We start from the raw sequence: 12,303 nt of genomic DNA, 5'->3' as shown, positions 1-12,303 counted from the left end.
GCACCGGGAGCGGCGATGCCCGAAGGTGACACTGTCTTTCGCACCGCGCGGCGCCTCCACGACGCGCTCGCGGGGCGGGAGGTCACGCGCTTCGACATCCGCGTGCCGGGGAGCGCAACCGCCGACCTCGTTGGCGCGACCGTGCGCGAGGTCGTCCCGCGAGGGAAACACCTGCTCCTGCGAATCGGCGAGATGACGCTCCACTCCCATCTGAAGATGGAGGGCGAGTGGCATGTCTACGCGCCCGGCGAGCGGTGGCGAAACGCCGCATTCCGCGCCCGCGCGATCGTCGGTGTCACCGGCGCCGACGCCGTGGGGTTCGATCTCGCGATGGTCGAAGTACTCCCCACGGCGGATGAGGCCCGCGTCGTCGGCCACCTCGGCCCCGACCTCCTGGGACCCGATTGGGATGCCGCGGAAGCCGCGCGCCGCGTCGGCGCGGACCCCCGGGCCATCCACGTCGCGCTCCTCGATCAACGACACCTGGCCGGACTCGGCAACGAATACGTCAACGAGCTGCTCTTCGTCCGCGGCATCCTCCCGACGACACCGGCGACCGCCGTCGACGCCGCCTCTCTGGTCGACACGGGCGCGCGCATGATCCGCGCCAATCGCGACCGCACTCCGCGGACCTTCACCGGTGACGCACGCCGCGGCCACCAGACCTGGGTCTACGGCCGCGACCGTCGCCCGTGTCGGCGCTGCGGCACGCTGATCCTGCGCACCTCGCTGGGAGCTGACCCGACGAGCACGCGCAACGTCTTCTGGTGCCCGCGCTGCCAGACGTGATGTCAGTGCCCGAGATACCGGCCCGGACGGTGGTTGAGCGCGAGCACGAGGTTCAGCAACACGGCGCCGGCCGCGCTCATCAGGACGCTCTGCCACGGTACGACCAGCAGCGCCGCCAGGATGATCAGGAGGTCGAAGATCATCATGGTCCAGCCCGCGCGGAAGCCGGTGCGGTCCTGCACCTCCAGCCCGATGATGTTGATACCGCCGATACTCGATCGGTGCCGGAACAGGATCAGCACCCCGACACCGGCGAGCAGGTTGCCGGCCAGCGTGCCGTAGAGCGGCTGGATGTCGGAGATGGGGAAGTACAGGTCGTGCACGACGGCGACCCCCGAGACGAGACCGATCGAGACGACCGTGCGGATCGTGAAGTCCCACCCGCGTCGGAAGACCGCCAGAAGCGCGAACGGCACGTTGATCAGAGCGAACAGTGCCCAGAACGGCCAGCCCGTCGCGTAGCCGATCAGGAGCGAGAGGCCCGCTGTTCCGCCCGTCACCGCTTCCGACGCATGCAGCAGGTGCAGCCCGAGCGAAGCGAGGAAGGTCCCCGTCAGGATGCCGAGAATGTCCTCGGCGACAGAGTGCGCAGTAGCTTTGCCGTCGAAGACCAGGGACGGGCCGGTCGTCGGGTCGACCTCTGCATCGGGCGTACTCACCCGGCGAGCCTACTCGCCGGGACGCACTCGGCATCCGGCATCCGATGTCGTCCGCATTCGCGGGAATGAATCGGGCGGGCGCGCCGTTGTCTCCATTCTCGGGAGGATTCAGTGGGTAAGAACTACATCGACATCGAGAACGACCACGGCGAGACGCTGCGCTATCGCAAGCATGCGAACGGGCGCGGTCTCATCGCGCAAGGCGCGAAAGTGCACGCGAGCGCGCTCATCGAAGTGGGTGCCTACGTCGAACCCGGGGCGCAGATCGCCGCCGGTGCCCACATCGGTCGCGGCGTCTGGGTCGAACCCGACGCCGTCATCGGGCCGGAAGCCGAGATCGCACCGCACGCACACATCGGCGCGGGAGCCGCGATCGGCGCCCGCGCCAAGATCGGGGTCCGCGCCTTCATCGGGGCACACGCTCGGGTGGCGGGCGACTCGCTCATCGGCGACGACGAGCAGATCGCGGACGGCGAGCAGGTCGCGACAGACCAGCGCGGCCTCCGCCTCGCCGCCTGAACCCTCGAGCGGTCTCAGCCGCCCTCAGGCGAAGAGGAACAGGACGAACCCGATCAGCGGGAGCGTGCCCTGGATCAGCGCCGGTCGCAGGTACTTCGCGCCGCTCGTGATCAGCACAAGAGCGGCGGCGGCCATCGATCCCAGGCTGAAGAGCAGGAGCGTCCGCCCGGCGACATCGGCGACGGTGCCGGACTCGCCGGCCCAGAAGAGCGTCAGCCCGATGACCGCGCCGATCGCGAGGAACAGGTTGTAAAAGCCCTGGTTGTACGCCATCGGCCTGGTCGTGTCCGCGGCAACCTGATCGGCGACGCCGAACCGCTTCCAGACGCGGGGCTGCGTCCACTGGATCGACTCCATCACGAAGATGTAGACGTGCAGGAGCGCGGCGAGCGCCGCGACGACGGTTGCGATGATCGGCACCATGCTCTGACCATAGCGGTGACCGCTTTCACCCGCGGCTACGCTGACACCATGGCGAAGACGAGCGGCGGACCCCAGCGCGGCGGTCGCCGACCGCTGCGGACCACCGCCGGCAAGACCGCGAAGAAGGCACCCCCGACCAAGAAGAAGCTCGCTCCCGCGCCGCCGGTCGCGACCGTCCCCGCGGGTCCGCTGCGCCTGGGCGCGACGCCCGGAGCGACGCCGGGAACGTGGATCGACCGTTGGCAGGAGCGGATGCCGCGGACACCGCTCGACCTCGTGGCGCTGAGCGCGGCCGATCAGCACGCGGCACTCCACTCCGGCGCGGTCGACGTCGCGATCGTGCGTCTGCCGATCGATCGCGACGGCCTCAACGTCATCGCGCTCTACGACGAGGCGCCGGTCGTCGTCTGCGCGGCCGAGTCGCATCTGACCGCCGCCGACGAACTCCACCTCGCCGATCTCGCGGGAGACGTCGTGATCGTCCCGCAGGATGCGATCCTGAACCCGCACGTGCCGGATGCGGCGGCTCCCGCCTTCGCTGCCCCCAAAACGACCGAAGATGCGATCGCGCTGGCCGCCACCGGCATCGGCATCGTCATCGTGCCGATGTCGCTTGCGCGCCTCCACCACCGAAAGGACACCGCGTGGCGACCGCTCGTGGACGGTCCCGTCGCTCCCGTCGCGATCGCGTGGCGGACGGATGCCGACAACGTCCTCGTCGATACCTTCGTGGGCATCGTCCGCGGGCGTACGGCGAACTCGTCACGGTGACGCGCGGCATCCACACGCCTAGACTCGACGCCATGGCACCGCTGGTCTACATCTGCGCTCGCCCGCAGCAGGGTGCGGCTGAGGCCGAGTTCGCGTCTTTTCGCACCGCCATGCGTGACGCGACCCTCGAGCGCTGGGACCTCGTGCACGAGCCGTTGCCGGCGGATGCCTGGGACCGCTGGCGCGGCTTCGTCGTCGGCGGGAGCCCGTTCAACGTGAGCGATCCCGAATCGTCGAAGAACGCGTCACAGCAGCGGCTGGAGGCGGACCTCGCGCGCATCGCTCACCGCGCCGCGGCGGCCGAGACGGCGGCCCTGTTCACGTGCTTCGGAATCGGTGTCGTGACGCGTGCGCTCGGCGGCGAGGTCACGCGCGCGTACCCCGAGGACACGGGGCCCGCCCGCATCGCCCTGACCGACGAGGGGCACCGCGATCCGTTGTTCGGTGGACTTGCCGACACGTTCACGGCGCTGACCGCGCACAAGGAGGGCACCGGCACGCTCCCGGAGGGCGCTGTCCTCCTTGCCCAGAACAACGATTGCCCCGTGCAGGCGTATCGGATCGGGGACCGCCTCTATGCGACGCAGTTCCACCCGGAGCCCACGGCCGAGGCGTTCACCGAGCGCATGGCTGTGTACCGCGATGACGGCTACTTCGCCGCCGGCGATTACGACCGCATCGCGGCGAAGGTTCTCGCGTCGTCGCTGACCGAGCCGCCCCGGATCCTGCGCGCCTTCGCCGAGACCTACTGAGTCGCCGCGATGCCGGCGGCCTGGCGAGCGGCACCGAGAGCCCGGGGCCCGGGGGCATGTCCCACTTATGGTCGCTTTGGGCCGCGAAAACCAGCCGAAAGCGGGACATACCCTGCCGAAAGTGGGACATACCCTGCCGAAAGTGGGACATGCGCGGCACAGGCAAGGGCAACCTCGACGAGGGTCAATCCGGGGTGCTGCGCGCCAGAATCAGGCGGATGGCCACCGCCACCAGAAGCACGACGGCGGCGACGACTCCTGCGGCGATCGCGATCGGGAGCGACTGCGGCTCACCGGTCGACCGCCCCACGGCGATCCAGGCGAGACCCCATGACATGGCGATGGCGGGCGCAAGGCGTCCCTTCGTGCCGAGAGCAAGGGCGATGCCGATGAACCCGACGACGAGCAGCACAGCGATGCCCCAGAAATCCGCGGCATCACCCCAGGAGGCCGGCACGACCTCGGCGGTCAACCAGGCGGTGACGTTCGCCACCGTCGCAAGCGCCACCCACCCCAGGTGCAGCCCCACGGTGAGGTCGAGGAACACGGCATCCTGCCATCCTTCGCTCGGCTGGATGGTCAGCACCCGGATCGTCAAGGCCAGCGCGATCAGAAGGACGACGATCGCGATCACAGTCATCGGCAGGTTCAAGAACTGCGCAGCGAGCAGCCAGCCGCCGTTGAGGACAGCCGTGACGGCGACCCACCATCCGGCCGCGCGCTGACGCACCCGACTCCGCTGCGCGGGAAGCGCCTGCCAGATCGCGTACGCCACCATCAGGATGTAGATCGCCGTCCAGATGCTGAACGCCTGCGTCGCCGGAGCGAGATACGTGGCGTCGGAATCGAGGGCGCCTCCCTGAAGCTCGCGTACGTTCGTGCCACCGAAGAGTCCCGTCCCGACCATCGCGGCGATGATCATGAAGACCACGGCGGAGATCACCCCGATCTGGCGGCCGAGGTCGGCGGGACGATGCACACGTGTGTCACTCATCCCTCGACGCTAGGCACTCCGACGTCTTCTCGCCACGGGGTTGACACGGCCCCGGAGACGAAAGAGAGGCCGGCGGAGCCCCCGCATCCGCCGGCCCGAAGACCGGTCGCCCCCAGCTTCCGGACTTCTCGAACGACGGATTGTCCTCCCCCACAGGTGCGACGCCCCGCGTCCCCCACGCTCACGTCTCTGTCGTTCACAAGAGAGGAGCACCCCGGCGACACCCTGATACATCGCCGGGGTTTTTTCAGAGCCCTGCGCCGTGACACTGGAACGCCGTCAGGATGCCGGTCTCCGCCTGGGCGGCAGCCAGCGCTTCGGCGGGGCTCCGGCCGGCGGCGAGGCCGCTGTGCAGGGCGCTGAGCACCGCGCTCGCGTCGTCATCGGCGACCACGACGGGCGCGGCGATGACACAGTCTGCGCCCGCATGCAACCACGCCCGCGTCATACCGATCGCTTCCTCTCCCCAGCGCACGGCCGACCGCCCGACTTCGCATGCCGAGAGCACGACCGTGCGCGGGATGGCGGCGATGCGGTCGATGTCGTAGCCGAACAGCACGCCGTCGCTGAGCTCCAGACCCGAGAACAGGGGGTTGTCGGCCGCGTGCCGTCCGTGCGCGACGATATGGAGCACATCCGCCTCTCCCGCGACGGCCGAGGTGGCCTCGACGGTGGCCGCGGGTCCGAGGAGAAGGTGCGGCGAGTCCCAGACAGCGGCGGCCGTCGTGACCTCCTCGACGCCGCGGTCGATCCGCGGGCCCACGGCGAATGCCGCGGTGCGCAGCGGCCGCGGTTCGCTCAGCGCCCACCGCGACGCCGATCCGGCGAGCGTCAGCGCGCACTCCGCGAGGCCGGGCACCATGCTCCAGGGGATGCCGGCGAGGATGCCCGGCGCGGTCACGACCAACCTGCGGACGCCCGCGACACGCACCGGCTCGTCGACGAGCGCCCGCGACAGGAGGGCAAGGCGCTGCTGGAGGGAGCGCTGGACGACGGCCGCCAGCGGACCGGTGCGCACGGTGGCGGTCATGTCGAGGTCGGCCCGCAGCCCCGCGATGACCGTGCGCGCGGCCTCCCATCCGGGCAGCGACACGAGGGATGCCCCCGTGGAGGTGGCCACCAGGCACCGCAGTCCTGCCGTCCCGTAGACGTAGGACAGGACCGCGGTGTCCGGGGCGAGCGTCGCGCGGAGAGCATCCAGATCGAGGCGCGAGTCGACAGCGTCGTCGCGTGCCGCGCCGGCGGTCTGCCACTGCCGCTCGCGCACGCGCGCGCCGAGCGCGATCACGCGGGGGTCGGCGAGCCAGTCGGATCCGGCGAGGTCGGCGCGCAGCATCCGCAGTTCGGACAGATCGGCCGCCTGCGCCGGGTCGTGCGGCGGCCGCACGGCGACGACCTGCTGGCTGAGCAGACGGGCACGTTCGGACCATTCGAAGATGACATCGGGACGACCCGACGCGACCGCCGAATCGATCCCCGCCAACAACAGCGCCTGTCCGTGCATCGCGAGCGATGTCTGGAGGTCCAGGCTCCCGTGGACCGAACGCCCGGCACCCAATTCCGCCAGCCCGGCCGCAGCCTCGGCACGTGCGCGTGCCGGGCGCGTGTGTTCCGCGCGGCGCGCGCGCACTTCGCGCGCAAGGAGACGGACATCCAGCGACGCATGATCGGTGATCGCCGGCATCCGCCCGGCGCGCTTGCCCTGCCGGGCCCGCCAGAGCTCTCGGGCGAGCCGCAGAGCCGCCGCGTCACCGGCGAATCCGTGGCGCGAAAGCGCACGGGCGACGCGGTCGATCTCGTCGTCATCCGGGCGTCGCCGGTGCACCGGGAGGAGCTGGCCGGACTGATCCATGCCACCGACCGACAGTGCCGCGCGGAGGCGCACGCCATCGGCCCGCGTCGCCCAGGACCCCGCGCCGAGCGCGCGGAAGCGCCGAGCCGCCGTGCGCGCCACGCGCTCGGCGCGTCCCGGATCGTGACGGACGAGGGAGATCGCGAGCCGCAGTTCGGATTCCGCGCGCGCTTGCGGCATCCCGTCCGCACCGAACGACGCAGCAGCAGCGGCGAGCACGCGTTCGGCTTCCGTCGCCAGACCCGCGTCGCGCAGGACCTCGGCGCGGTCCGCATCGCAGATCGCGGCGTTGGCCGACGAGAGTGCCGCCAGCACGGGACGCGCCGCGGCCATCTCCCGCATCGCCCGAACGAGGTCGCCCTCGAGCAAGGCGACGTAGCCGAGGTTGTGCTGGGCCTCGGCGAGATCGGACGCCGACCCGTGGTCGGCGAAGACCGCGAGCGTCGCCTGAAGATCGGCGGCGCTCTGAGGGAGGTCTCGCCGCTGCATGTGGATGAGACTCCGGTTGACCCGCAGGTTCGCGACCGCAAGCGGATCGTCCGGGATCGTGTCGATGGCCAGGCCCAGCCACTGAAGCCCTTCGTCGAGGCGCCCTTGGTTGACGAGCACGCTACCGAGCTGGCCGGCCACGACGCCCCGCGTGTGCGCGCTGAGGCGGTCGTCCTCGAGCGCCGCGCGGCACTCCCGCTCGCCATCCGCTGACCGGCCGGTCTGCGTGAAGATGTACGCGCGCGTCCCCACGACGCGCGCGTACAGATCCGGATCGTGGGCCGTGGCTGCGACCGCATCGAGCACGACGAGCGCCTCCGCGAAGCGTCGCTGCGCTGCCAGATCGAGCCCGCGCGCATACTCGCGCTCGTCGGGGGACGTCATCCCCTCAGCATGCCGTGCCCGCTGCCTCCCGCGCGAGCGCGATCAGTCGTCGTCGCCCACCAGCACCGCCTCGACGGCGGCGAGCGCAGTCGTCACGGCGGCGTCATCCGCCTCCTCGGGGAGCGATCCGTCGCCGAGGATCGCGGCGATCCGCCCCGCCACGAGCGGTGCCGCGAAGGAGGTGCCGCTCCACACGGCGAAGCCACCGCGGAAGTCCTCGGGGCCGATCGTGAGGCGCTCGCGGTCGTACTCGTCGTCGCGGGTGGATGCTTGCACTCCCCCGAAGAAGTCCGGGATCGTGCTGACGACAGCGGCGCCCGGCGCGTACAGACGCACCCACGGCCCGACGTTGGAGAAGAGCGAGGTCGTGCGTCGATCGGGGTTGAGCGCGCCGACGCTGAGGTGCGCGGCGCCACCGTCGGCGACGATCCCGTTGTCGGCGCCCGGCCACGGCCAGAGCGATGCCGGAAAGGTCGGGCGGTCGATCGCGTCATTGCCCGCCGAGACGACGACGGTCGTGCCGAGCCCGCGGAGGACAGCCAGCAGGTCGTACAGGTCGCGGGTGTAGAAACCGTCCTGCGGGGTCTCGTGGTAGTACCCGAGCGAAAGACTCACGACATCGATCGGGCGTCCGCCATCCTTGCCGTGCCGTGCACGGTACGCGAGGAGTGCGAGATCCTCGAGCACGGCGAGCAGGTTCGACTCCTCCACCATTCCGAGCGCATCGGCGACGCGGATCGCGAGGATGTCGGCGGCGGGTGCGGCTTGCCGGATGATCCCGGCGATGAACGTCCCATGGCCGGCGACATCGTCGAGTTGTCCGTCCAGCGGCCCGTACAGGTCGGGATAGATCTCCGGGTTCGCGTCATCTTCGAGCCCGATCACCCGCCCGTCGACCGTGACACGGCGGTCGACGACGTCGTCGGGCAGCCACGCGTGAGCGCCAGCGCCGGTGTCGAGCACCGCCACGACGGCGCGGCGATGCCCCTTCGCCACAGCGGGGCGGGTCGGCGCCGGCCCGATCCACGCGACCGGTTGTCTGCCCCCCGATCCGCACGAGCCGTATTCGTCGACCGGATTGGTCTTCATGAAGGGGTTCGTCTTCATGAAGGGATTGGTCTTCATGAAGGGGTTCGTCTTCATGAACGGGTTCACCCCGATGGGGTCGAGCGTCAGGATGTGATCGAGGCCGATCCGATCCGCCCCCATCTGCCGGAGAGCGGCACCGGCGTCCGCACGGCCGCCGACGGCGTCCAGCGCCGTCCGGCGAACGCGCTGCAGCACGCGCCATGCATCGGGTAGCGACGGCGAGACTCCGCGGGCGACCTCATCCGGGGTCGTCAACTGCACCCGGAGCACGCGCGGCGCGCCGGGCACGCGCCCCTCGGGAACCTCCGCCAGTTCGGTACCGTCGAGGCGCTGGGCGACAGCATCCCACCCGAACTCACGCGCCGCGGCACGAACCTGAGCGTACGGCCCTTCAGGGCTCTCGGGGTCGCCGTCACCGGGCGGGATGCTGATGAGCAGCCGGTGCGGCACGTACGCGGTCTGGAACGCCTCGATGCCGTCGAGCGGCTCGGAACCGGGGTCGAGGACGACAGCGGAAATCACCGACCCCCGCGCGCGATCTCGCCACGACCAGCCCTTCGGTTGCGGCGGTCGTGGTTCGCGTGTGTCCTCAGCCATGGATCATCCCCTCATCGTCACCGCCCGCGCGGCGCGCGGACTGGTGCATCACAGATCGAATCGGGGCGTACGCAGTTCGGTGGAGGCCCCGGGCTCCGCCGTGCGGTCCAGGAGCACCCGCACGTGACACATCCCCGCGGGAATGCCCTCGAACGAGAACCGGCCGTGATCGGGCGTCGTCGTCCAGGTCTCGTCGTCCTGCACCAGAGTGATCTCGGTTGCCGGGGCGTCCACCCAGCCGTCGATGCGGCGACGGTTCTTCTCGTCCGTCACGACGTGCACGAGGACGCTGGCCGTGCCGTCCGTGAACTGCAGCGTGAGCGCGTCGGTCTCGCCGCGGACAGCCGGAGCATCCGCGTCGACGACGAGAGTCAGAAGCGCGTACTCGGCGGACAGATCCGCGGTCGCGACAGCGACGATCATCCGGTCGACGAGGTCTGTCGGTACCGGGTCGACCGCTTCCCAGGTCTGTCGCAGCGCTCGGAACAGCGCGACATCGTCAGTGGCCATCGGCGTCTCCCCTCCATCCATCGGCGGTCAGCAACGCCCGCATTTTGCCGAGGCAGCGTTGTCTGGTGGGTCCGATCGAGCCGACCGGCATGGCGAGGTCTTCGGCGATGCGCGCGTAGTCGGGGCGCTCCTCGAACGCGACGATGCGCAGCAGCCGTCGGCACCGGTCATCCAGGATCGCGACCGCGCGCCACAGCCGGTGATCGACGTCGGCGGCCTGAGCGCGCTCTTCGGCCGATTCCGCCACCGGCAGTCGCGATTCGAGCTCGTCGTCGTCGGTGGGACGTGCGCGCTGATGCGCTTTCGCGGTCCGCCAGGCTTCGCGGCGGGCACAGGTCGTCAACCAGCCGGCAACGGCTGCGTCATCCGCAATCCGGTCGTGACCGCGCAGGAGCGTCATCCACGTCGTCTGCACGACGTCTTCGGCGAGGGCTCGTTCCAGGCCGTACGAGCGGACGACGTGCCAGAGCACCGGCGTCATCGTGCGCACGAGGTCATCCATCGCGCGGGCGTCGCCCTGACGCCACCGCGTGAATGCCGCAGACGCGCGCTGCCAGATCGATCCCGACTCACCCGCGCGTGCATCGTCGCCCGATGCGCCGCGGACGTGCGGCGGGTCGGTGGCGGTCATAACCCCCATTGTGGCCATACCCAGAGGAGTCCGGCCAGACCCACCTGATACACGACGCTACGAACTCGCGCCCTCCGGCCCGGCGATGACGGCCGAATCCGGCGGGACAACGAGAGTTCCGGATGCTGTCTCCACTGCCTCGGTGGCCAGCCACACGGTCTCTCCGGCCCGGAGCGCGACGTGCCACGGAGCCTCGGAGAGGTTCACGAGGACACGGGCGGCACCCCGCTCGAGTTCGTAGACCCGGCCACCGATCGCGTCGGCGGCGCTCGCCCCCCGACTCACGGCGCGCGGGTCGGTGAAGTCGGGGTACGCGCGGCGCAGGTGCGCCAACCGGCGATACAGCGCGAGAAGCTCGGCGTGCGGCGCGGTGTCGACCTCGGCCCAGTCGAGCTTCGAGCGGAGGAACGTGGCGGGATCGTTCGGATCGGGAACGATCGATTCGTCCCATCCCATCGCGGCGAACTCCGCCTTGCGCCCCGCGGCGGTCGCGGCGGCGAGCTCGGGTTCCGGGTGCGAAGTGAAGAACTGCCACGGAGTGGACGCCCCCCACTCCTCCCCCATGAACAGCATCGGGGTCCCGGGCGCCGTCATCGTGAGCACCGCCGTGACCGCGAGACGCTGCGGCGAGAGCGTCGCCGCGAGCCGGTCGCCCGCGGCGCGGTTGCCGATCTGGTCGTGGTCCTGCGCGAAGGTCACGAGACGCCAAGACGGCACGTCGGGCGGGATCGGGATGCCGTGCTCGCGCCCGCGGAAGCTTGACAGCGTCCCGTCGTGGAAGAACCCCCCGGTCCAGGTTTTGGGCACCGCCTGCAGCGCCGCGAAATCGGCGTAGTACCCGTCGGTCTCACCGCTGACGGCGACGTGCACCGCGTGGTGCCAGTCGTCCACCCACTGTGCGGCGAGGCCGTGGCCGCCGGACTCGCGCGGCAAGATCATCACGGGGTCGTTGAGGTCGCTCTCGGCGATCAGCGACAGCGGACGGCCGACGTGGGCGCTCAGCACGTCGGCGGCTTCGCCGAGCTCCCGAAGGATGTGAATGGGGCTGCTCTCGGATTCGTGCAGCGCGTGGACGGCATCCAACCGCAATCCGTCGACGTGGAAATCGCTCAGCCACATGCGCGCGTTATCGACGATGTAGTCGCGAACGGCGCGTTCGTCGAGATTCAGGCTCGCGCCCCAGGTCGTGCCGTGACCGTCGCGCAGGTACGGACCGAACTCGGGGAGATAGTTACCGGAGGGCCCCAGATGGTTGTAGACGACGTCCTGGATGACCGCGAGACCTTCCGCGTGCGCGGCATCCACGAAACGCCGGTACGCCTCCGGCCCGCCGTAGGCCTCGTGCACGGTGTACCAGAGCACGCCGTCGTAGCCCCAATTGTGCGTGCCATTGAAACCGTTGACCGGGAGGAGTTCGATGTGGGTCACGCCGAGGTCGCGAAGGTGCGCGAACTTCGACGTGGCCGCATCGAGCGTGCCTTCGGGCGTGAAGGTCCCGATGTGGAGTTCGTAGATCACGCCGCCGGCCAACTGACGGCCGTGCCAGTCACCGTCAGTCCAGGAGAAGGCGGCCGGATCGTCGACGGCTGACATCGCGTGGACGCCCTGCGGCTGGCGCCGCGAACGGGGATCGGGCAGCACCCGGTCCCCGGCGCCCAGGACGAAGCCGTACTCGTCCCCCGCCGCGAGCGCGACCTCCGCACCCCACCACCCGCGGCCTCTCGGGCTCAGCTCGATGTCGTCGTGACCCGGGCGGCGGAGCCGCACTCGCTCGGCCCGCGGTGCCCATACCTCGATGCTCATGCGTCCATCCTGCCGCGCCGGGCTCCGCCCGCGCACATCCC

General features: G+C 70.4%; 12 protein-coding genes. 4 read left to right on the top strand and 8 right to left on the bottom strand.

Going from position 1 to position 12,303, the window contains the following annotated elements; translation table 11 throughout:
• Positions 1-15 precede the first annotated feature (15 nt).
• Positions 16-789 (top strand): DNA-formamidopyrimidine glycosylase family protein, encoded by a 774-nt coding sequence (locus N4R40_RS05290; protein WP_261606327.1) that lies wholly within the window; start codon positions 16-18, stop codon positions 787-789.
• 2 nt (positions 790-791) lie between these two features.
• On the opposite strand, the gene N4R40_RS05285 is transcribed toward N4R40_RS05290, so the two are convergent.
• The gene (locus tag N4R40_RS05285) at positions 792-1,448 is read right to left on the bottom strand and encodes a YitT family protein (RefSeq protein ID WP_261606326.1); all 657 of its coding nucleotides are present in this window, start codon (positions 1,446-1,448) and stop codon (positions 792-794) included.
• A 111-nt stretch (positions 1,449-1,559) separates the two neighbouring features.
• Between N4R40_RS05285 and N4R40_RS05280 the strand changes: the two genes are divergently transcribed.
• A complete protein-coding gene (locus tag N4R40_RS05280) occupies positions 1,560-1,967 on the top strand; it encodes a transferase (protein WP_261606325.1) in 408 nt (135 codons plus the stop codon).
• A gap of 24 nt (positions 1,968-1,991) precedes the next feature.
• On the opposite strand, the gene N4R40_RS05275 is transcribed toward N4R40_RS05280, so the two are convergent.
• Positions 1,992-2,390 (bottom strand): DUF1304 domain-containing protein, encoded by a 399-nt coding sequence (locus N4R40_RS05275; protein ID WP_261606324.1) that lies wholly within the window; start codon positions 2,388-2,390, stop codon positions 1,992-1,994.
• Between the two features lie 48 nt (positions 2,391-2,438).
• Here N4R40_RS05275 and N4R40_RS05270 point away from each other — a divergent pair, with 48 nt between their 5' ends.
• Together N4R40_RS05270 and N4R40_RS05265 are read left to right on the top strand one after the other, a co-directional pair.
• Positions 2,439-3,161: a LysR family substrate-binding domain-containing protein gene (locus N4R40_RS05270; RefSeq protein WP_261606323.1), complete on the top strand. Its 723-nt coding sequence runs from the start codon at positions 2,439-2,441 to the stop codon at positions 3,159-3,161.
• Positions 3,162-3,193: 32 nt separating this feature from the next.
• The gene (locus N4R40_RS05265) at positions 3,194-3,913 is read left to right on the top strand and encodes a glutamine amidotransferase-related protein (protein ID WP_261606322.1); all 720 of its coding nucleotides are present in this window, start codon (positions 3,194-3,196) and stop codon (positions 3,911-3,913) included.
• Between the two features lie 184 nt (positions 3,914-4,097).
• Here the strand turns inward: N4R40_RS05265 and N4R40_RS05260 are convergent, their stop codons facing one another.
• From N4R40_RS05260 to treZ, 6 genes are all read right to left on the bottom strand, one after another.
• Positions 4,098-4,907 (bottom strand): tryptophan-rich sensory protein, encoded by an 810-nt coding sequence (locus tag N4R40_RS05260; RefSeq protein ID WP_261606321.1) that lies wholly within the window; start codon positions 4,905-4,907, stop codon positions 4,098-4,100.
• Positions 4,908-5,154: 247 nt separating this feature from the next.
• Positions 5,155-7,632, bottom strand: coding sequence for a CHAT domain-containing protein (locus tag N4R40_RS05255; RefSeq protein ID WP_261606320.1), 2,478 nt, complete (start codon positions 7,630-7,632; stop codon positions 5,155-5,157).
• Between the two features lie 42 nt (positions 7,633-7,674).
• Positions 7,675-9,318, bottom strand: a complete 1,644-nt coding sequence (locus tag N4R40_RS05250; protein WP_261606319.1) for a S8/S53 family peptidase — start codon at positions 9,316-9,318, stop codon at positions 7,675-7,677.
• Between the two features lie 48 nt (positions 9,319-9,366).
• A complete protein-coding gene (locus N4R40_RS05245; RefSeq protein WP_261606318.1) occupies positions 9,367-9,828 on the bottom strand; it encodes a hypothetical protein in 462 nt (153 codons plus the stop codon).
• A complete protein-coding gene (locus tag N4R40_RS05240; RefSeq protein WP_261606317.1) occupies positions 9,818-10,459 on the bottom strand; it encodes an RNA polymerase sigma factor in 642 nt (213 codons plus the stop codon). The genes N4R40_RS05245 and N4R40_RS05240 overlap by 11 nt, the downstream gene beginning before the upstream one ends.
• A gap of 57 nt (positions 10,460-10,516) precedes the next feature.
• Entirely contained in the window at positions 10,517-12,262 is a 1,746-nt protein-coding gene (gene treZ / locus N4R40_RS05235; RefSeq protein ID WP_261606316.1) for a malto-oligosyltrehalose trehalohydrolase, read from the bottom strand.
• Between the last annotated feature and the right edge of the window lie 41 nt (positions 12,263-12,303).

The sequence above is a fragment of the Microbacterium memoriense genome (genome assembly GCF_025398275.1).
GTDB classification, from domain to species: Bacteria; Actinomycetota; Actinomycetes; order Actinomycetales; family Microbacteriaceae; genus Microbacterium; species Microbacterium memoriense.
This window is presented reverse-complemented; position numbering and strand designations above follow the sequence as displayed.

Coding starts and splice junctions, on each gene's coding strand:
- N4R40_RS05240 (WP_261606317.1), bottom strand. CDS start 10,459: ATGACCGCCACCGACCCGCCGCACGTCCGCGGCGCATCGGGCGACGAT.
- treZ (WP_261606316.1), bottom strand. CDS start 12,262: ATGAGCATCGAGGTATGGGCACCGCGGGCCGAGCGAGTGCGGCTCCGC.
- N4R40_RS05250 (WP_261606319.1), bottom strand. CDS start 9,318: ATGGCTGAGGACACACGCGAACCACGACCGCCGCAACCGAAGGGCTGG.
- N4R40_RS05270 (WP_261606323.1), top strand. CDS start 2,439: ATGGCGAAGACGAGCGGCGGACCCCAGCGCGGCGGTCGCCGACCGCTG.
- N4R40_RS05245 (WP_261606318.1), bottom strand. CDS start 9,828: ATGGCCACTGACGATGTCGCGCTGTTCCGAGCGCTGCGACAGACCTGG.
- N4R40_RS05265 (WP_261606322.1), top strand. CDS start 3,194: ATGGCACCGCTGGTCTACATCTGCGCTCGCCCGCAGCAGGGTGCGGCT.
- N4R40_RS05260 (WP_261606321.1), bottom strand. CDS start 4,907: ATGAGTGACACACGTGTGCATCGTCCCGCCGACCTCGGCCGCCAGATC.
- N4R40_RS05290 (WP_261606327.1), top strand. CDS start 16: ATGCCCGAAGGTGACACTGTCTTTCGCACCGCGCGGCGCCTCCACGAC.
- N4R40_RS05255 (WP_261606320.1), bottom strand. CDS start 7,632: ATGACGTCCCCCGACGAGCGCGAGTATGCGCGCGGGCTCGATCTGGCA.
- N4R40_RS05275 (WP_261606324.1), bottom strand. CDS start 2,390: ATGGTGCCGATCATCGCAACCGTCGTCGCGGCGCTCGCCGCGCTCCTG.